The organism is Brucella sp. H1_1004 (genome assembly GCF_047308065.1).
GTDB lineage: Bacteria > Pseudomonadota > Alphaproteobacteria > Rhizobiales > Rhizobiaceae > Brucella > Brucella pseudogrignonensis_B.
On sequence record NZ_JAYKZA010000004.1, the window covers coordinates 69,914 to 87,908 of the forward strand.

Below are 17,995 nucleotides of genomic sequence, written 5' to 3' on the forward strand. Positions count from 1 at the left end.
TCGCACGATAACTGAATATGGAAAACGGCAGGCCGAACGATTGCGACAAGAAGCGAAAAGGATAATAATCCGAATTCAGAATACCGAATGAATGGTTTTACCTATGAAGCTCGACAAAATTGACATCAGAATTTTATCCGAAATGCAGAAGAACGGGCGGATAACCAATGTCGAACTTGCTGAACTCGTGAATCTCTCCCCCAGCCCCTGCCTGATGCGGGTTAAAAAACTGCAGTCGGAAGGTTATATCACTGGATATTCGGCGCAGATCAATGTTTCTAAATTGGGGCAGACGCTGACCGTATTTACGGAAGTTACACTAAAAAACCATAGACAGATCGACTTTGCGCGTTTTCTCGCCACTGTTGAAAAGATTGATTCCGTTATTGAATGCCACCTCGTATCAGGCGGTTACGATTATTTGATGAAATTCGTTACCGCTGGAATCGTCGAGTATCAAACGATCATGGAACGTCTGATTGATATGGATGTAGGCATTGATAAATATTTCAGCTTTGTTGTGCTCAAATCACCGATTGTAAAAGCACATCTGCCACTCGACGTGATGTTCACGGAACAACAGAGCTAGAGCAGATAGCGGAAAAGTGGGAGGCAACTCCCACTTTTCGGGCTGCATTATAGAAACTCAGCTTCTGGTGAACTCGCGAACCAGTTTAGGGTCCTGTTTCAGACCATCAAGCCAGCCGGTATCGAGCTTTGGCACGGAAGAGAACAAAAGTCGCGAGTAAGGGTGGCTAGCGGCGGCGCCCATCATATCAGGACTGAGCTGCTCAACCTTCTTCCCCGCATACATAACAACAACTTCATCACAGATCGCGCGAACCGTAGAGAGATCGTGACTGATGAAGAGATACGATAGCGATAACTCGCGTTGCAGTTCTTTCAACAGGTCGATAATAGCCGCTGCGACAACTGTATCCAGTGCCGATGTAATCTCATCACAGATAATCATCTTAGGGTCAGCAGCCAAAGCCCGCGCTAAATTGATGCGCTGTTTCTGCCCGCCGGAAAGCTCGCCCGGTCTGCGGTAGCGCATGTTGCGCGGTATCCGCACCATATCGAGCAGTTGATCGACTCTCGTTTCGCGGCTCTTTTTGTCCATGCCATGATAGAATGAAAGCGGACGTGCCAGAATTTCGGCAATTGATTTGGTTGGATTGAGAGCCGTATCGGCGAATTGGAATACAATTTGCAATTCACGCAATTGATCACGACTGCGACGACGCAAATCGCTTGGCATCTCCTTGCCTTCAAACACGATCTTACCACTTGCAGCAGGTAGAATCCCGGCAATGACACGCGCAAGCGTGGACTTGCCACAGCCAGACTCTCCGATGATCCCGAGATTCTGCCCGCGCGCGAGTTCGAGGCTAACATGATCGACCGCGATCATAGTCGGCACGCCGGATTTACCGACCATACCATACCCAGCCATAACCTCATCCACGACTAGCAAGGGGGTAGGCTTTTCTGCCAATGCGGTTTCAGGTCTTGCATGAAGCACAGGCTCGAAGGCCGCTAAAAGTTCTTTGGTGTAGGGATGCTGTGGTTTATGCAGTATCTCTTCCGTAAAACCGACTTCCTGAACTTCGCCGCCCTTGAGAACGACAATCCGATCCGCAATCTGGGCAACGACAGCCAGATCATGCGAAACATAAACACCAGCGATATGCTTCTTTTTCATCACCGATTTGAAAGCGCGAAGCACTTCAATCTGGGTCGTTACATCAAGCGCAGTTGTCGGCTCATCAAAGATGACAAGCTTTGGATCACCAATAAGAGCCATCGCCGCCGACAGACGTTGCAACTGCCCCCCAGACACCTGATGCGGATACCGATCACCGATTGTTTCAGCGTTTGGCAAAGCCAGTGCTTTGAACAGCTCAACCGCCTTCTTGCGGGCGTCGTCTTTCGACATCAGCTTATGGATCTTGGTTACTTCAATAACCTGATCCATAATGCGATGCGCTGGATTAAAGGATGCTGCTGCACTTTGCGGAACATAAGATACTTCAGTGCCGCGCTTCTTTGAGCGTTTACGCTCAGAAAGCGTGACAATATCCTGGCCACCAACAGCAATGCTGCCACCCACGATCCGGCAACCCGGACGCGTGTAGCCCATAAGCGTCAATGCGATTGTCGTCTTGCCGGAGCCGCTTTCGCCAATGAGCGCTACGATTTCACCCTCAGCAATTTCAAAACTGACATCACGAATGATCTCAACTTTGCGGCCTGAATCGGTTTTGGCATCGACAAGCAGATTTTTGATCTCAACAAGATTACTCATTCATTCACTCCTGTCGCGGATCTTCTGCGGGAGATTGTCGATCAGCAGATTGACGCTGATGGTGAGGCTGGCAATGGCAATCGATGGAAACACAACCGCAGGTGCGGCAAATGACAGCCCACCAATATTTTCTTTAACTAGTGCGCCCCAATCAGCATAGGGCGGCTGAACGCCGAGACCAAGAAACGACATGCTCGATAACAACAACACGATAAACACAAAACGCAGACCAAAATCAGCCAGTACAGGACCGATAATTCCCGGCAGAACTTCTGAACGGATGAGATAACCGATCTTTTCGCCACGCGCACGCGCAACTGTTACATAATCCATTGTGTTGATATTAATCGCCAGTGCACGCGCGAAGCGATAGCTTCCGGGCGTATAGATCACTGCAAGCGTAATGATTAAAACCGGGATCGATGAGCCAACCCCGGCGACGATGACCAAGGCGAGAATCTTGCTCGGAATGGATGTTAAGGCGTCCAGAAAGCGGCTGAGTGCAGAGTCAAACCAGCCACCGATCACAGCCGCCGTCATTCCAAGCGTCACCCCCAAAAAGCAGGCAAGGAAAACGGCTGCAAGCGCGATACCGACGGTAAAGCGCGCACCAAAAATAATGCGCGAAAGCATATCGCGGCCCAGATAGTCTGTCCCCAGTGGAAACTGGGCACTCATCGGGCCAAAGAAATCAAAGTCAACAATCTCGCCAATCGGATGGGGTGCAATCCATGGTGCGAATACCGCAACAAACGCCCAGCCACAGATGATCAGAAAGGAAACCGTACCGACCAAATTAATCCGATAACCGAAGCGCGGAGATTTTGCTTTTCGCTGATTTGAAACGGAAGCAGTCATGATTATCGCAACCTCGGGTTAGAAACGATAGCAATCAGATCGGCTATCGTGATAAGCAGAAGATAGCCAAAACAGAAGATCATCGCACAGGTCTGGATAAGGGGTAGATCGCGCGTAGCAACTGCATCAAGCATCAATTTGGCGATGCCCGGATAATTGAAGATCGTTTCGACAATAATCACGCCACCCAGAAGATAAGACAGCGATAAAGCAACCGCATTGACGATGGGCCCAAGCGCATTGGGAAGTGCATGAACCACCACCATGCGCCTGCGCGATGCGCCTTTGAGTAGAGCCATTTCGACATAGGGCGTGTTGAGTGTCTCGAGTACAGCTGCACGCGTCATGCGGATCATCTGTGCCGAGATCACAAAGCTCAGCGTGATAACCGGCATGGCAAACGCCTTAAGAAGGCCCCAGAACGATGTCACCTCACTCGACATCGAAAGCGCCGGCAACCAGCCGAGATAGACCGCAAATACGATCACGGCGATGGTTGCGACCATGAATTCGGGCACAGAAATTACCGAAATCGTAATGATAGATACAATGCGATCATATAGCGTTCCGCGCATAATTGCGGCGGTAATCCCGAGAAACAAGGCAATCGGCACCGATATCGCCGCGGTAACACCCGCAAGTTTAAGCGAGTTAACAAGCCTGCCACCTATCAGCTCTGCGATAGGCACACTGTTAACATAGGATACGCCGGGATCGCCGCGCAAGAGATTTCCCAACCAGTATATAAAGCGCATAAATGCTGGCTGGTCGAGATTCATCGCATGACGAAGACCGGCAACCGCCTCCGGTGTCGCCGCCTGTCCCAGAAGAATTTCAGCCACATCACCAGGAAGCATCGCTGTCGCGAAGAAAATCGTGAACGCAACAATCAGAAGCGTAACAAAAGCAACAACAAGGCGTTTGGCGATGAGATTCAGCAGAGGCGACTTCATGGTCATGCGCAACCCAATATTTGGGGGAACGATCCGTTCGGGCAAAACAATTTTTCGCCCGAACCCGAAAAGCGAAGTTTCCCGACGAAAGGTCAGGCCTCCAGCCAGACATACTCGGCAAAAGCAAATCCCATCAATCCACCCAGCGGATTTGGCTCAAAGCCATTGAGCTTCGGTGAAATCGCATCAACATTGGACATGAAAACCGGAATAACCGTTCCCGCCTCGTTGGAAACCATGGCCTGCATTTCCCCATAAATTTCTTTGCGCTTAGCTTCATCAAGTGATCCACGGGCCTCTAGCAACAGTGAATCAAATTTATCTGACTTGTAGCGACTTTCGTTCCACGGAGCATCGGACTTGTAGAGCAACGAAAACAGGATATCCGGTGTCGGACGAGCATTGATGTTGCCGTAATGAACTGGATCTTTCAGCCAGTGGTTGGACCAGTAGCCATCGGACGGCATACGATCAACAGTAATCTTTTGACCGATAGTCGAGGCGGCTTGCTGGAGAACCATTGCATAATCGAGCGATGACGATGCGACTTCCGACGCAGTGATGCGGATTTCCTGACCAAGCATGCCAGCTTTATCTAGCAGCGATTTTGCGCGTTCAGGATCGAACTCTCTTTGCTTGAGTTCAGCATGGTAATATTTGCTAGTGCTCGGAATCGGATGGTCATTCGCAATCTCCGCCAGTCCACGCAGCACAGACTTCTGGATGACTTCACGGTTGGTGAGATACTTCAATGCCTCAGCAACGCCTGCCTTGTCACCCGGATTTAAATCAAGGCGAACATTCAGGTTGGTGTAGGTTCCGAGCTGCGATGTGAAAAGCTTTGCAGCTGGATTGTTTTCAAGCATGCGAATCGAGCGTGGATTTAGGTTTGCTGCCGCATGGATATCGCCGGAAAGCAAAGCATTCGTACGAGCGCTTTCGTCTGAAATCGCAAAATACTCAAACGAATCGAGATGTGGCCCGTTGCTTCTCCAGTAATTCTCGTTTCGTGCGGCCATAGAACGAACGCCTGGTTGGAATTCCTTGCAAACGAATGGGCCTGTGCCATTGCCTTTAGAAAAATCTGTCGTTCCATCGGCAACGATCATAAAATGATGCATGGCCAGAATGGTGGGCAAGTCCGCATTAGGGCTTTCCAACGTAATTTCTGCCGTTGTGTCGTCAATTTTCGTCACGCCAGTAATCTGCTTCGCGAGCGCATTGACCTTCGAGCCAACGGCTGGGTCAAGGTGACGATTAATCGAGAACACAACGTCATCCGCCGTCAGCGACTTACCGTCATGGAAGGTCACACCCTTGCGCAATTTGACGGTCCAGACCTTCGCATCCGCACTTTCAATGCTTTCAGCCAATTCCATCTGTGTCTCACCGTGACCGTCAAGGAAGGTCAGACGATTATAGAATGAACAGCAGCGCACGTAATCGGTTGCGTTTGAGGCCTTGGCCGGATCAAGCGTATCGGCAGTCGATGCACTGTAACCAGCAACCTTAATGAATCCGCCCTTGATTGGGGTCGCTGCATGCGCGGATGCAGCGCGACCAATGATTGTCGACCCGGCTGCAACTGCTACACCACCCATAAGCATCATCTGCAACAATTCGCGCCGGGTTGCCCCGCGACGAATTGCATTTTCAATCATCCGGTCATCAGAAGCAGTCCAATTCGTTATCTTCTCGCTCATGGCAGTTCCCCTTTATTGACGGTTGCATGGGGTGCACCGATTTATGCCCACCGGTTACACCAAGTTCAGAAATTCAGTCGCAACAACGCTGAACTAATGTGCGAGCGAAACAGCTTGTTGAGTTAGGAGGTGCTCTGCGCCTATACGCATAATTCAAGCACCTAAATTCAATCCAGCAGATTACCCTTCGTCTTCAACTATTCCAGCTTTGTTAGTGTGTTATGAAGATGCGCATCAATTGCGCTGAATTGGTGAAGAGCAGCAGCATAAAATTGCGAATCTCATAAATTAACGAAATTCCTGCCCGCAACTGAGCTGCTGCCCGTCAGATTTATCCCTCCATCGCCGAACGCACATCTTCATCAGCCAAAGTCTGATCAAGCGTGATGCGCGTGCGCTCAATGATGGCGTCAACATCGTCGTCAGTGCAGCAAAGCGGCGGCGCATAACCGAGAACACCATTCGCAAAGGCTCGGATAACGAGACCATTATCCCAGGCTCGGTCGAAAATGCGGCGTGCCGGATCAGCAGCAGCCGGAAGCGGCGTCTTGTTTTCCTTGTCCGTCACAAGCTCGATTGCCGCCAGCATACCGCGCCCTCGCACATCGCCAACCAGAGGGTGATCAGCAAGCGATTGCAGCCCGGACATCAGGCGCTGACCAGCCTTACGGCCATTTTCTAGCAGTCCACCTTCATAAAGACGCAAGCATTCCAGGCCCACTGCCGCACTGACCGGATGCGCAGAATAGGTATAGCCGTGTCCGACTGCGGCCTTGCCTGCACCATCTGCGATGGTGTTGTAAACATGCTCAGACATGAACACAGCGCCCATCGGCACATAACCCGATGTCAGGCCTTTGGCAGTCGTGATAAAGTCTGGCACAACATCATCTTCTGAACAGGCAAAGAGCGGACCTGTGCGCCCAAAGCCAGTGATCACTTCATCTGCGATGAACAGAACATCATATTCCTTACAAAGCGCATGCATCGCCTTGAGCCAGCCGGTTGGCGGCACGAGCACACCGCCCGAACCCTGAATGGGTTCAACATAAAATGCTGCAACGCGTTCTGCGCCTAGTTCTTCGATCTTGGCGCGAAGCTCTGCAACGGATGCATCGATGATTGCCTGCGGATCAGTGCCGACTGGATTGCGATAAGCGTAATGCGATGGAATTTTATGCTGCCAGTCATATGGCACACCAAAGCCCGCATGAAATGCTGGAAGTGCAGTCAGACCGGAACCAGCGGTCGAAGAGCCATGATAGCCATATTCGACCGAGATAAACTGGTCTTTCTGCGGTGTTCCCTTTGCATGATAATAATAGCGAATGAAGCGGATCGTGCTATCGATCGCATCCGAACCGCCAAGCGTGAAATAGACGTGATTGAGATCACCGGGGGCACGGTCAGCAAGTTCGGCAGCCAGACGAATGGCAGGCTCTGAACCAAGACCGAAATAGCCGGTTGCATAGGGAAGCTCCTGCAACTGCTTTGTTGCCGCTTCAACAATGCTGTTCTGACCATAGCCAACATTCACGCACCAAAGACCGGCAAAGCCGTCAAGCAGTGTATGGCCGGATGCATCGGTCACAGTTGCACCTTTGCCCGACTTGAGCACACGGACACCTGCAGCTTCGTGGCTGCGGAATGATGAGACCGGATGCACCAGATGTGCGCGATCCAGTTCGATCAGCGAATTGCTCAGCATAATATTCTCCAAATCAACCTAAAGCCTGACTTACAAGCGCATATGTTCGGTATTCAGTATCGTGATGGTCTTCGAGCGGTCGCGCGGCTCGACACATCGTAATCCCGCCTCCAACATTGACGAGACCGCGTTCGGTCAGCCATCCGCCCAGATTTGTTGAGATATTGGTATCGATGCGGACAAACTTGCCAGCATTCTGCGCAAGCAGAAAATCGATCAGCGCGCGTGCATCGTCAGCATTCTTCGCCACAACCGGCCCGATCACCTGACCGCGGCCAAATTCACGAATTGCTGCGAATGCTTCAACCTGATCAGCTTTGCGGATAACCACAAACTTCGCGCAGGTATTCAGAAGCTGCATCAGTGCTGAGCGATGATGCCCGGTCGCAATATGATCCATAGAGACAAAAAGTGGAAACTCGTCAGCACTTGCCCAAACAACACCGTCTGGCGCATCAACTTCTACAGTCAAACCCTGATGCTGAATGATTTCACCGTTCACCACGAAGCCGAGCTTTTCATAAAGCGGCAAACCATCCTGTGTTGCAACAAGCTTGCAGGTACGTCCACTGGTGGCGTCGAGCGCCGCCTGCATCAGCTTACGACCAAGCCCGCGCCCGCGCATCGCTTCATCGACAATAACCATGTTAATTGTCGCAACTTCATCGTCCAGCGGCGTCGTCATAGCCGTTCCGACGACGCGCCCATCTTCCAGAGCAACAATACCATTGCTCTGAGCCAGTACGAATGCCCAGTCGTCACGACGATGCGGCCATCCGGCCTGCTTCGACAAAACAACGGCGCCATCGATATGGTCCGGTGTCATTGCTTCAAGAGTGATCTGCGATGCGGTCATAGTTTTATTTCCGGCAAAGTTCTTCTTGCCTTCAAATTAGAATGTCGCACACAGCAGTTCATCCCGACCAGCACCCAAATGCGATGCGTTTCCACTGTCCTTATATGCCCTCGCCGCATCTTATGCCGCGACACACTGTCCAATGCGCCGCTTCTGGAAAAATCGGGGTGGCTTCGCCGGTCAATCAGCACGCTCCACGAAACTCTCTGCCAAAGCTCTACTGAGATACGAAACAATCTGCTTCGCACGGATAGGAATGCAGTGATTAGTCTATTTGCGGCTCATTATGATGTATGACAACGGCACAGCAGTGCCTGCACGCCTTGGAAGGATCAAATCATGGCCCAGTTCAGACCAAAATACATTACCTTCGATTGTTACGGCACACTGACCAATTTTCAGATGGCGGAAGCCGCGCGCGATCTTTACGGCGAACAACTCAATGAAGATCAGATGCAGCAATTCATCAAGAATTTTGCTGCTTATCGCCTTGATGAAATCCTCGGCGACTGGAAGCCATATAATGAAGTCGTTCACAACGCGATTGAACGCACCTGCAAGAAGAACAATGTAACCTTCAAGGCAGAAGATGCACGAACCGTCTATGAACGCGTTCCAACCTGGGGCCCTCATGCAGATGTGCCAGCCGGTCTTTCCAAGGTTGCAAAGGAAATCCCGCTCGTCATTCTTTCAAATGCCATGAACGAGCAGATTCATCACAATGTCGAGAAGCTCGGCGCGCCATTTCATGCCGTTTACACAGCGCAGCAGGCACAGGCATACAAGCCGCGCTTCAAGGCATTTGAATACATGCTCGACCAGCTCAACGCCAATCCGGAAGACATTCTGCATGTCTCTTCATCGTTCCGCTATGACCTGATGTCGGCCCATGATCTTGGTATCAAGAACAAGGTCTGGGTCAATCGCGGTCACGAGCCTGCAAATCCTTATTACGGCTATACCGAAATCAAGGATATTTCCGGTCTGGCCGGTGTCGTTGGACTGTAAATAAGGCTTAGCAAGATGCAATTTAAACCCTACTGGCACGATACCACACCGCCTTTCACTGCTGGCGAAAAGAACTCGCCGGAAGGGCATTATGATGTTGCCATTATCGGTGGTGGCTTCACAGGCCTTTCGGCTGCATTGCATCTTGCCAAAGCAGGTAATCGCGTCGCAGTGTTTGAAACAGGACTTGTCGGGTGCGGTGCTTCAGGGCGCAATGGCGGGCATCTCAACAATGGCCTCGCGCACAGCTTTATTGCAGCAAAACAGCACCTTGGCGCGGAACGCGCCAAGGCTCTCTATAAGGCTTTTGACGATTCCGTCGATACAATCGAACGCATCGTTGCCGAAGAAAATATCGATTGCTCGTTCCGCCGCGCTGGCAAATTGAAGCTTGCTTCAAAGCCTGCACATTTTGACGGTCTTGCGCGGAATTTTGAAGCCATCCATGCGGAGGTCGATCCTGACACAGCGTTGCTACGCGCTGATCAACTCTCAGGCGAAGTCGGGTCCAATGATTTTCATGGCGCCATGCTTTCAAAGAAAAGCGCTATGATGCATATGGGGCGCTATGTGACCGGTTTGGCTGCGGCAGCGGCACGTCACGGTGCTTTCATTTTTGAAAACACAACTGTTCAGCAGCGCAAGAAGCTCGGCAGCCAGCACCAGATTGTTACCTCTCGCGGCACCGTGACTGCCGACAATGTTATCTTGGCAACCGGCGCTTACACGACCGACAACTTCTCTTATTTCCGCAAGCGTATCATTCCGGTTGGCAGTTTTATCATTGCTACCCGACCGCTGACTGAAAGCCAAATCGCCGCCACCATGCCCGGCAATCGCACCTATGTCACGTCGATGAATATCGGCAATTACTTCCGCCTCTCACCGGACAATCGCATGATTTTCGGCGGCCGTGCACGCTTCTCAACGACCTCAGATCAGCGCTCCGACGGCAAAAGCGGTGCAATTTTACGTGCAAATCTCGTTAAAATGTTCCCGCATCTTGCCAATGTCGAAATCGATTATTGCTGGGGTGGACTCGTCGATATGACTCAAGACCGCTATCCGCGTGCAGGTTTTGCCGACGGTGTCTGGTATGCGATGGGTTATTCCGGTCATGGCGCACAAATGTCCACGCAGATGGGCATTTATCTGGCTGATGCTATCCTTGGACGTGGCGACCACAATCCGATCTCTGGTCTCGAATGGCCAACTATTCCCGGCTATTCCGGTAAGCCTTGGTTTCTGCCGATGGTGGGCTTTTATTATAAAATGCTCGATAAATTTCAGTAATTAAAAAGGGCGGTTTAACCGCCCTTTTTCTTTCTCATAATCCACCGACATGCAGCGTTTTAATTTCCAGATATTCATCAATACCCAGTTTTGAACCTTCACGGCCAAGCCCGGACTGCTTGACGCCCCCAAACGGTGCAACTTCAGTCGAGATCGCACCTGTGTTCAAGCCAACCATGCCGAACTCCAGCGCTTCAGCCACACGCCACGACCGCTTGAGGTTCTCGGTAAAGAAATATGCCGCCAGACCAAATGGGGTTCCATTCGCAATCTCAATCGCTTCCTCTTCTGTCTCAAAACGGAATAGCGGCGCGACAGGGCCAAAGGTTTCTTCGGAAGCAAGCAACATATCGGTTGTCGCATCACCCAACACAATTGGGCGTGCATATTGACGACCTTCCGGCATGCTTTCGCTCTGTGCAAGAATTTTTGCCCCACGACCCAGAGCATCACTCACATGGCGTTCAATCTTTTCAATCGCCGCATGATTGATCATTGGACCAATCGCAACGCCGTCTTCTGTGCCAACACCGACTTTCATTTTTGCGACGCGGGCCGAAAGCTTAACTGCGAAAGCATCGTAAATGCCTGCTTGCACCAAAATACGGTTTGAACAAACGCAGGTCTGGCCACCATTGCGGAATTTGGAGGCAATAGCACCTTCTACCGCCTGATCGAGATCAGCATCGTCAAACACGATAAACGGCGCATTACCGCCCAATTCGAGGCTCAGGCGCTTGATGCTATCGGCAGCGCCCTTCATCAGCAGCGAACCAACCCGCGTGGAACCTGTGAACGAAATTTTGCGTACGGTTTCATTGGCCATCAGTTCATTGCCAATTTGCGTTGGCATGCCGGTGACGATATTAATAACACCAGCCGGTATCCCTGCCCTTTCGGCCAAGACGCCGAGTGCAAGGGCCGAAAACGGCGTAAACTCCGATGGCTTGATGACAACTGTACAACCGGCAGCCAGTGCCGGAGCAACCTTACGGGTGATCATCGCATTGGGGAAATTCCACGGTGTAATGATCGCGCAAACGCCGACCGCTTCTTTCAGCACCAGAATACGTCGATCTGCCGTTGGTGAAGGAATGCTACCACCATCAATGCGGCGCGCTTCTTCGGCGAACCATTTGACGAAAGATGCGCCGTAGCGAATTTCGCCGAGTGCTTCGTTAAGCGGCTTGCCCTGCTCCAGTGTCAGCAGAAGAGCGAGATCCTGCTCGTGCTCGATCATCAGCGCAAACCAGCGTTCGAGCAGAGCTGCACGTTCGGCGTGAGTTTTCTTTTTCCAAAGTTGGAAAGCTTCAGTCGCAGCATCAATCGCCGCGCGGGTTTCCTTGCCGCTCATGTCCGGGACTGTGCCCAAGGTGCTGAGGCTTGCAGGATTGGCAACATCGACCGTCGCGCCAGAGGCTGCATCCTGCCAGACGCCACCAATAAGACCTTGTTGGCGAAAAAGCGCCTGATCGTTCAACATGTGCATGACTACCTCTTTATGCCAGAGCTGTGAGCACGGCCTGCATGATCGCATCCGTCTTGTCTTTACCAGCGACAGTTCCGACACCCTGAGCCGTCGCCGTTTCAATTGCCGTTATCACATCTTTTGCAGCCTGATGCTCGCCAAGATGCTCCAGCATCATCGCGCCAGACCAGATCGCTGCAATTGGATTGGCAATACCGAGATGCGCAATGTCAGGCGCAGAGCCATGAACCGGCTCAAACATGGAAGGCGCTGAACGATCAGGGTTTATATTAGCAGACGCTGCATAGCCAAGACCGCCCTGAATGGCTGCACCCAGATCAGTCAGAATATCGCCAAAAAGATTTGAGGCCACGATCACGTCAAGGCTTTCCGGCGCCATGACCATACGTGCTGCCATAGCATCGATATGGTAATATGAGACCTCGACATCGGGATATTCCTTGGCAACATCCTTTGTCACTTCATCCCAGAAAACCATGGAATATTTCTGAGCATTCGATTTTGTCACAGAAGCCAGTTTCTTGCGTCTCGCGCGCGCCTGCTCAAAACCAAAGCGGATAATGCGCTCAACGCCAGTGCGGGTGAAAATTGCAGTTTCCACTGCAACTTCATCTTTCGTACCCGAATGGACGCGTCCACCAGCACCAGAATACTCACCCTCGGTATTCTCGCGAATACAAAGAATATCAAAGCCTTCAGAGCGGAGCGGCCCGGTTACACCAGGCAACAGGCGATGCGGGCGGATATTGGCATATTGCACAAAGGCTTTTCGGATCGGTAACAACAAACCGTGCAGCGAGACAGAATCCGGCACTTCCATAGGCCAGCCAACGGCACCAAGATAAATTGCATCGAACTTACGCAGAGTCTCGATACCATCTGCTGGCATCATGACGCCGGTCTCATGATAATATTCGCAAGACCATGGAAAGCTGGTACCTTCCAATACAAATCCATTACGCCTCGCCGCACGTTGTAGCACCTGCCACGTTGCATTAGTTACACTTTTGCCGATGCCGTCACCCGGGATCAGTGCAATAGAATAGGCTGTCATTGTTCGTTCCCCTAAAAGATCACCAGAAAGTCCGAAACGGCTTTCGGGTCGAATGCGCGTTAAAACAAAGATTTCGAGGTCAATGAGATCAACTTTTCATCTAAGGTTTGCCAGATAACCACTGCGCTCGAGATGGCTGCCGATGCAAGAATTTCGATGATGAAAAAGTAGCTCTGCGCGCATCGCATTTTTGATTTAGAATAAACCCACCTGAGGGATTTGAACCTCGTCAGGCGGGCTTTAAGCGTAGGAACTATCTATTCGTAAACGCAAAGATAAATCTTCCGAACCGTTTCAATTGTGCGCCATACGCCAACAAAGCCCGGCTTCATGACGAAGCTGTCGCCAGCGCGATAGGTCTTGGTTTCGCCGCCCTTTTCTTCGATCTCGACGAGACCTGACAGGATATGGCAAAATTCAAACGTCGTCCCTTTGATAGAATGAGTTTCACCCGGCGTTGCTTCCCACACACCCGTCAGAATTTTTTCGTCTTTCGAAGCATCCTGCGCCCATGTCTTGAACGACGGGTTACCGGAAATCAGACGATCTGGAATTGGAAGAGAGTCTTTTGGTGTAAAATCCGGATTTGGATCAATGGTAATCAGAAATGACATGGCTTTCCCTTGAAGTTAATAGCCGAGTTTTCGATCGATCTGGCCGACCAGTTTTTCTCCAGCAAGATGACGCTGGATATTTTCAATGACGAATTTTGCCGCCGTATGCGGTTGCGTGACCGATGCAATATGCGGCGTGATCTGCACTTTCGGATGCGACCAAAGCGGGTGCCCGGATGGCAGCGGCTCCGGGTCGGTCACATCGAGCATAGCTGCTGCAAGATGACCGCTACCAAGCGCATCAATCAGTGCATTTTGATCAAGCTGCGGTCCGCGCCCCGTATGCAACAAGCTTGCGCCTTTCGGCAGCAAAGCAAACAATTCAGCATTCAAAATACCGCGTGTTTCATCGGTTAGCGGCAGCAGACAAATCAAAATATCTGTTTGGCTCAGGAAGCTCGCAAACTGGTCTGCGCCGTAAAAACAGGCGACGTCTTCAATGTCTTTTCTGCTGCGGCTCCAGCCAGAAAGTGGAAACTGAAATGGCTTGAGACGTTCGATTGCGGCTTGCGCCAGCATACCCAGCCCTAAAAAGCCAATTCGTCGTTCTGTTGCCTGCGGCGTAGAAATGGCTCGCCATGTTTCCACCTGCTGTTGTTGGCGATAGGCAATCGCTTCACGATGCAAGGTAAGCACACCAAGCGTTACATATTCCTGCATCATGCGAATGATGCCATCTTCAACCATGCGAACGAGCTTTACATGCTCAGGCACACTGCCGGGCTTAAACTGATCGACGCCCGCGCCAATCGAAAACAAAATTTCAAGATTGCGATAGCGAGCAATATCATCTGGTGCGACCCAGCTAATCAGATAGCGAATTTTATCAGGATCGATCTCATCACCAGCCTGAAAAAACGCGATGTCCGGCAGCACTTTCGAAAACGCTTCTCGGAAAACGGCACCACGGGCTGCATCGGAATTGAAAAGAAACGCCATGATTATTTCCGATTAAGAGGTAAGGCGCGAGGCGAGATTCTCGATCATCTTCTGGCACGCATGCAGCTCGTTGATTTCGATATATTCGTTCGGGCGATGGGCGCGGCTGATATCGCCGGGGCCGCAGATGATTGCATCAATGCCTGCTCGCTGGAACAATCCCGCTTCCGTGCCATAGCTCACGGCGGCAAGTGTATCCTGCCCCGTCAGCTCGACCATCAACTGAGAAAGTGCGCTATCATCTAAAAGAGAGAGTGCAGGATAAGCGCTCAATTCATGCCAAAGCACTTCATAGCCGCGATCCCGCAGAGCAAATAGTTCTGCTTTCACTGGCTCCAGCAATTCGGTTGATGATATGCCGGAAATTGCACGTACTTCAATATCGGCGGTGCAACGATCAGGAATGATATTAACCGCCTGTCCGCCAGAGATGACGCCAAATTGCAACGATGAATAAGGCGGCTCAAAATTCTCGTCGAACGGCCCTTTCTCCAGCGACTGCCCATATGCAACCGACTTCGCAATAACATTTGCCATCGCATGAACCGCATTCAACCCAAGATCTGGCCGCGATGAATGGCCCGGACGTCCAATGACCTCAAGTCGCGCAGCTGCCTTGCCCTTGTGCGCACGGACAGCCTGCATGCGGCTTGGCTCACCGATAATGGCACCAAGAGGTTTGGCGCAGAGATCGGGAAGCGCCGCAAGCAGATGCGGCACGCCACGACAACCTGCTTCTTCATCATAGGAAAATGCCAGATGAACCGGGCGCCGGAGATCGGCTGATACAAATTCTGGCAGCACCGCCAGAGCACATGCCAGAAAGCCCTTCATGTCCGTTGTGCCACGACCGTAGAGCTTGTTGTCAACCTTATGAAGTGTGAATGGCTCCGTGGACCACTCAGCCTCACCGGCGGGCACAACATCCGTGTGACCGGACAGAATATAGCCGGGAACATCGCGTGGGCCGACGGTTATAAAGAGATTGGCCCTATCGCCTTCCGATCCGGTCAGCACGTCAACTTCAGCCCCGACCGATTTTGCATAATCACTGATCCATCCAACAATCGCGCTGTTAGGCGTACCGACAACAGATGGAAAACCAACCAATGCTGCGAGAATTTCTTCGACGTTCATGTGCACCACACTCAAAGAGAGACTTCTGGATTGCTAGAAGCATATGGTGTTGAGACAGTGTTCCGTGCCGAATATGATGCCGCGTCAAACAAAGATTGCGAAAACAGGTAATCAAGAAGCAAATCCTGCGGAAGCATTTATGACATGATGTGGCAAGATACTCCTGCCAAACCGATTGCATTTGGTGGCAGGATCAAAAAAAGATTATTACGTGCTGGTGGAGTGTCCACAAGTTGAGCTGGGGCAGCGGGTAGGAAGCGGATTGGCTGATATGCAAAAATCAGTGCGGCTGAAATCTTTTGAATTAATCGCGCATGACATAGCAGATGTGGATATCAGTCTGCTTCACGGTCTCTCGATGGGTGTTCGCTGGCCGCATCGCCCAAATGACTGGGAGCTGATGCTGAAAACAGGACAAGGACTGGTCGCCGTAGACGGGATCGGTCGGGTCTTTGGCAGCGCCATGTGGTTTCCTTATGGAGACGATTTTGCTACCATCGGCATGGTGATTACCTCGCCACGCACGCAGGCGCAGGGCAATGGTCGCTGGCTCATGGATCAGGTACTGGAGCGGTGCAAGGGCCGGAACCTCAGCCTCAATGCGACACAGGCAGCTTATAATCTGTACCAGTCTCTTGGCTTTGCAGATGAGGCAATAGTTTATCAGTGTCAGGGAGAAGTGGGTCTTGATCTTCCCGAAATTACGAAATCAAATGGCGAGCTTGTGGCACTGTCGTCGGATCAGTTACAGAACATTACAGCGCTTGATTGCAAAGCTTTCGGGATCAACCGAGCGAATTTGCTTCAGCTGATTTCCGAGAAGGCGGACATTTACGGTCTGAAGCGAAACGACCAAATCGTCGGCTACTCATTTTGCCGCGAATTTGGCCGTGGAAAGGTCATTGGCCCTATCGTCGCAAACAATGACGAGGATGCCATCCAGCTGACCGCAGTGCACCTCCAAAACCTGAAAGGCAAGTTCGCCCGCATCGATACCCGTGAGAAAGAGGGTACTTTCGCCAGTTTTATTGAGCAGTGCCGTCTGAGCATCGTAAGCACAGTGACCACTATGTCTAAAGGCAAGCCGTTTTTGTGCCGGGAACCAAATAAGCCATGGATCTATGGACTATCTGCCCATGGCTGGGGATGAATTCCAACTTCAATAAGCTGATTGGTGCGTTTAAATTCATCAAAAGTTTTTATCCGCTCCAACTCTTTGATCTTAACGCTCGGTGCTTCACTAATCGCACGTTTCAACCGTCATTGGTCAAACGATACAATGCAATGGCACTGTGTTGTCACGTTAAGTTTCTCTGGCCGGAAAGGTCAGAGGCTCGTTGATCTTCAGGCGACACAGGCGGCAATTTTCCATGCATCGAAAGCTTCGAGGCGATGGTATCGAATTGTTTGTGCGGCACCCCGGCTGGATGGAACTGAAAAGCAATTGCGGGTAGCTGAGTGCATGGAGACGAACCGTTGCAACACGCCTGGTGATCGGTGGCCTTGCATGGTTCGTTCCCTTTTCGAAACGGCAGATGGCTATTCTCGGCCCTATTATTGAGGCCCTTGTGCGACCAATGATCGAGGCTGGGTGCCATGTCCGCCTTTGCTGCACCGTACGAGCAAAGCTTATCGGTGATGATCCGTTTGGGAGCAAAGCCTTAGCGCTTCATCAACGCCACGAGCAGTCGCTTTGCCGCCCCTTTATCACGCCGCTTCTGCAAGATTTCTTCGAGCACGGTGCCGTTCTGATCCACCGCACGCCAGAGCCAGAACCTCTCTCCAGCGCATTTAACGGCCACTTCGTCCAGATACCAAATATCGCCGGGGCGCGCCTGACGCCGTCGCAAGTTGCGTGCGATCCGGGGGTCGAACTTGGCGATCCAACGACGACCTGTCTCGTATAACACGTCGATTCCACGTTCGAGCAGAATTTCCTCAACTTCACGCAGACTAAGGTTGAACCGCAGATAAAGCCACACCGCATGAGCAACGATCTGTGGCGGAAAACGGTGACGCTTGAAGCTGATATCTGATGTCTGCACCGCCAAAATTTACGCCAACCCGTCAGGCAA

15 protein-coding genes and 1 pseudogene are annotated in these 17,995 nt (G+C 51.5%); 4 read left to right on the top strand and 12 right to left on the bottom strand.

Annotated elements, in window-relative coordinates; all coding sequences use genetic code 11:
- Positions 1-103 precede the first annotated feature (103 nt).
- A complete protein-coding gene (locus U2P60_RS19200) occupies positions 104-589 on the top strand; it encodes an Lrp/AsnC family transcriptional regulator (protein WP_413573942.1) in 486 nt (161 codons plus the stop codon).
- Between the two features lie 57 nt (positions 590-646).
- On the opposite strand, the gene U2P60_RS19205 is transcribed toward U2P60_RS19200, so the two are convergent.
- From U2P60_RS19205 to U2P60_RS19230, 6 genes are all read right to left on the bottom strand, one after another.
- Positions 647-2,308, bottom strand: coding sequence for an ABC transporter ATP-binding protein (locus U2P60_RS19205; protein ID WP_413573943.1), 1,662 nt, complete (start codon positions 2,306-2,308; stop codon positions 647-649).
- Positions 2,309-3,166, bottom strand: a complete 858-nt coding sequence (locus U2P60_RS19210; RefSeq protein ID WP_413573944.1) for an ABC transporter permease — start codon at positions 3,164-3,166, stop codon at positions 2,309-2,311.
- 2 nt (positions 3,167-3,168) lie between these two features.
- Positions 3,169-4,119 (bottom strand): ABC transporter permease, encoded by a 951-nt coding sequence (locus tag U2P60_RS19215; RefSeq protein WP_413574344.1) that lies wholly within the window; start codon positions 4,117-4,119, stop codon positions 3,169-3,171.
- A 92-nt stretch (positions 4,120-4,211) separates the two neighbouring features.
- The gene (locus U2P60_RS19220; protein ID WP_413573946.1) at positions 4,212-5,822 is read right to left on the bottom strand and encodes an ABC transporter substrate-binding protein; all 1,611 of its coding nucleotides are present in this window, start codon (positions 5,820-5,822) and stop codon (positions 4,212-4,214) included.
- A 331-nt stretch (positions 5,823-6,153) separates the two neighbouring features.
- Complete coding sequence (locus tag U2P60_RS19225) at positions 6,154-7,530, bottom strand: aspartate aminotransferase family protein (RefSeq protein ID WP_413573947.1); 1,377 nt, start codon at positions 7,528-7,530, stop codon at positions 6,154-6,156.
- Positions 7,531-7,543: 13 nt separating this feature from the next.
- Positions 7,544-8,386, bottom strand: a complete 843-nt coding sequence (locus tag U2P60_RS19230) for a GNAT family N-acetyltransferase (RefSeq protein WP_413573948.1) — start codon at positions 8,384-8,386, stop codon at positions 7,544-7,546.
- 339 nt (positions 8,387-8,725) lie between these two features.
- Here U2P60_RS19230 and U2P60_RS19235 point away from each other — a divergent pair, with 339 nt between their 5' ends.
- Both U2P60_RS19235 and U2P60_RS19240 read left to right on the top strand, forming a co-directional pair.
- Complete coding sequence (locus tag U2P60_RS19235) at positions 8,726-9,394, top strand: haloacid dehalogenase type II (RefSeq protein ID WP_413573950.1); 669 nt, start codon at positions 8,726-8,728, stop codon at positions 9,392-9,394.
- 15 nt (positions 9,395-9,409) lie between these two features.
- Complete coding sequence (locus tag U2P60_RS19240) at positions 9,410-10,687, top strand: NAD(P)/FAD-dependent oxidoreductase (RefSeq protein WP_413573951.1); 1,278 nt, start codon at positions 9,410-9,412, stop codon at positions 10,685-10,687.
- A gap of 34 nt (positions 10,688-10,721) precedes the next feature.
- Here U2P60_RS19240 and U2P60_RS19245 read toward each other — a convergent pair whose 3' ends face one another.
- From U2P60_RS19245 to argE, 5 genes are all read right to left on the bottom strand, one after another.
- Positions 10,722-12,176 carry an NAD-dependent succinate-semialdehyde dehydrogenase gene (locus tag U2P60_RS19245; RefSeq protein WP_413573953.1) on the bottom strand — a complete coding sequence of 485 codons (1,455 nt, stop codon included), beginning with the start codon at positions 12,174-12,176 and terminating at the stop codon, positions 10,722-10,724.
- Positions 12,177-12,186: 10 nt separating this feature from the next.
- Entirely contained in the window at positions 12,187-13,230 is a 1,044-nt protein-coding gene (locus U2P60_RS19250) for a tartrate dehydrogenase (protein WP_413573955.1), read from the bottom strand.
- 257 nt (positions 13,231-13,487) lie between these two features.
- Positions 13,488-13,844: a cupin domain-containing protein gene (locus U2P60_RS19255; RefSeq protein WP_413573956.1), complete on the bottom strand. Its 357-nt coding sequence runs from the start codon at positions 13,842-13,844 to the stop codon at positions 13,488-13,490.
- Between the two features lie 15 nt (positions 13,845-13,859).
- Positions 13,860-14,783, bottom strand: coding sequence for a 2-hydroxyacid dehydrogenase (locus U2P60_RS19260; RefSeq protein WP_413573957.1), 924 nt, complete (start codon positions 14,781-14,783; stop codon positions 13,860-13,862).
- Positions 14,784-14,795: 12 nt separating this feature from the next.
- The gene (gene argE / locus U2P60_RS19265) at positions 14,796-15,920 is read right to left on the bottom strand and encodes an acetylornithine deacetylase (protein ID WP_413573958.1); all 1,125 of its coding nucleotides are present in this window, start codon (positions 15,918-15,920) and stop codon (positions 14,796-14,798) included.
- Between the two features lie 271 nt (positions 15,921-16,191).
- Here argE and U2P60_RS19270 point away from each other — a divergent pair, with 271 nt between their 5' ends.
- Complete coding sequence (locus U2P60_RS19270; RefSeq protein WP_413574345.1) at positions 16,192-17,070, top strand: GNAT family N-acetyltransferase; 879 nt, start codon at positions 16,192-16,194, stop codon at positions 17,068-17,070.
- A gap of 194 nt (positions 17,071-17,264) precedes the next feature.
- Here the strand turns inward: U2P60_RS19270 and U2P60_RS19275 are convergent.
- Positions 17,265-17,965, bottom strand: a pseudogene (locus U2P60_RS19275) (IS6 family transposase).
- Between the last annotated feature and the right edge of the window lie 30 nt (positions 17,966-17,995).

Bases quoted from the DNA above. Each gene is read 5' to 3' on its own strand.
- U2P60_RS19200 (WP_413573942.1), top strand. From the start codon at position 104: ATGAAGCTCGACAAAATTGACATCAGAATTTTATCCGAAATGCAGAAG.
- U2P60_RS19205 (WP_413573943.1), bottom strand. From the start codon at position 2,308: ATGAGTAATCTTGTTGAGATCAAAAATCTGCTTGTCGATGCCAAAACC.
- U2P60_RS19210 (WP_413573944.1), bottom strand. From the start codon at position 3,166: ATGACTGCTTCCGTTTCAAATCAGCGAAAAGCAAAATCTCCGCGCTTC.
- U2P60_RS19215 (WP_413574344.1), bottom strand. From the start codon at position 4,119: ATGAAGTCGCCTCTGCTGAATCTCATCGCCAAACGCCTTGTTGTTGCT.
- U2P60_RS19220 (WP_413573946.1), bottom strand. From the start codon at position 5,822: ATGAGCGAGAAGATAACGAATTGGACTGCTTCTGATGACCGGATGATT.
- U2P60_RS19225 (WP_413573947.1), bottom strand. From the start codon at position 7,530: ATGCTGAGCAATTCGCTGATCGAACTGGATCGCGCACATCTGGTGCAT.
- U2P60_RS19230 (WP_413573948.1), bottom strand. From the start codon at position 8,386: ATGACCGCATCGCAGATCACTCTTGAAGCAATGACACCGGACCATATC.
- U2P60_RS19235 (WP_413573950.1), top strand. From the start codon at position 8,726: ATGGCCCAGTTCAGACCAAAATACATTACCTTCGATTGTTACGGCACA.
- U2P60_RS19240 (WP_413573951.1), top strand. From the start codon at position 9,410: ATGCAATTTAAACCCTACTGGCACGATACCACACCGCCTTTCACTGCT.
- U2P60_RS19245 (WP_413573953.1), bottom strand. From the start codon at position 12,176: ATGCACATGTTGAACGATCAGGCGCTTTTTCGCCAACAAGGTCTTATT.
- U2P60_RS19250 (WP_413573955.1), bottom strand. From the start codon at position 13,230: ATGACAGCCTATTCTATTGCACTGATCCCGGGTGACGGCATCGGCAAA.
- U2P60_RS19255 (WP_413573956.1), bottom strand. From the start codon at position 13,844: ATGTCATTTCTGATTACCATTGATCCAAATCCGGATTTTACACCAAAA.
- U2P60_RS19260 (WP_413573957.1), bottom strand. From the start codon at position 14,783: ATGGCGTTTCTTTTCAATTCCGATGCAGCCCGTGGTGCCGTTTTCCGA.
- argE (WP_413573958.1), bottom strand. From the start codon at position 15,920: ATGAACGTCGAAGAAATTCTCGCAGCATTGGTTGGTTTTCCATCTGTT.
- U2P60_RS19270 (WP_413574345.1), top strand. From the start codon at position 16,192: ATGCAAAAATCAGTGCGGCTGAAATCTTTTGAATTAATCGCGCATGAC.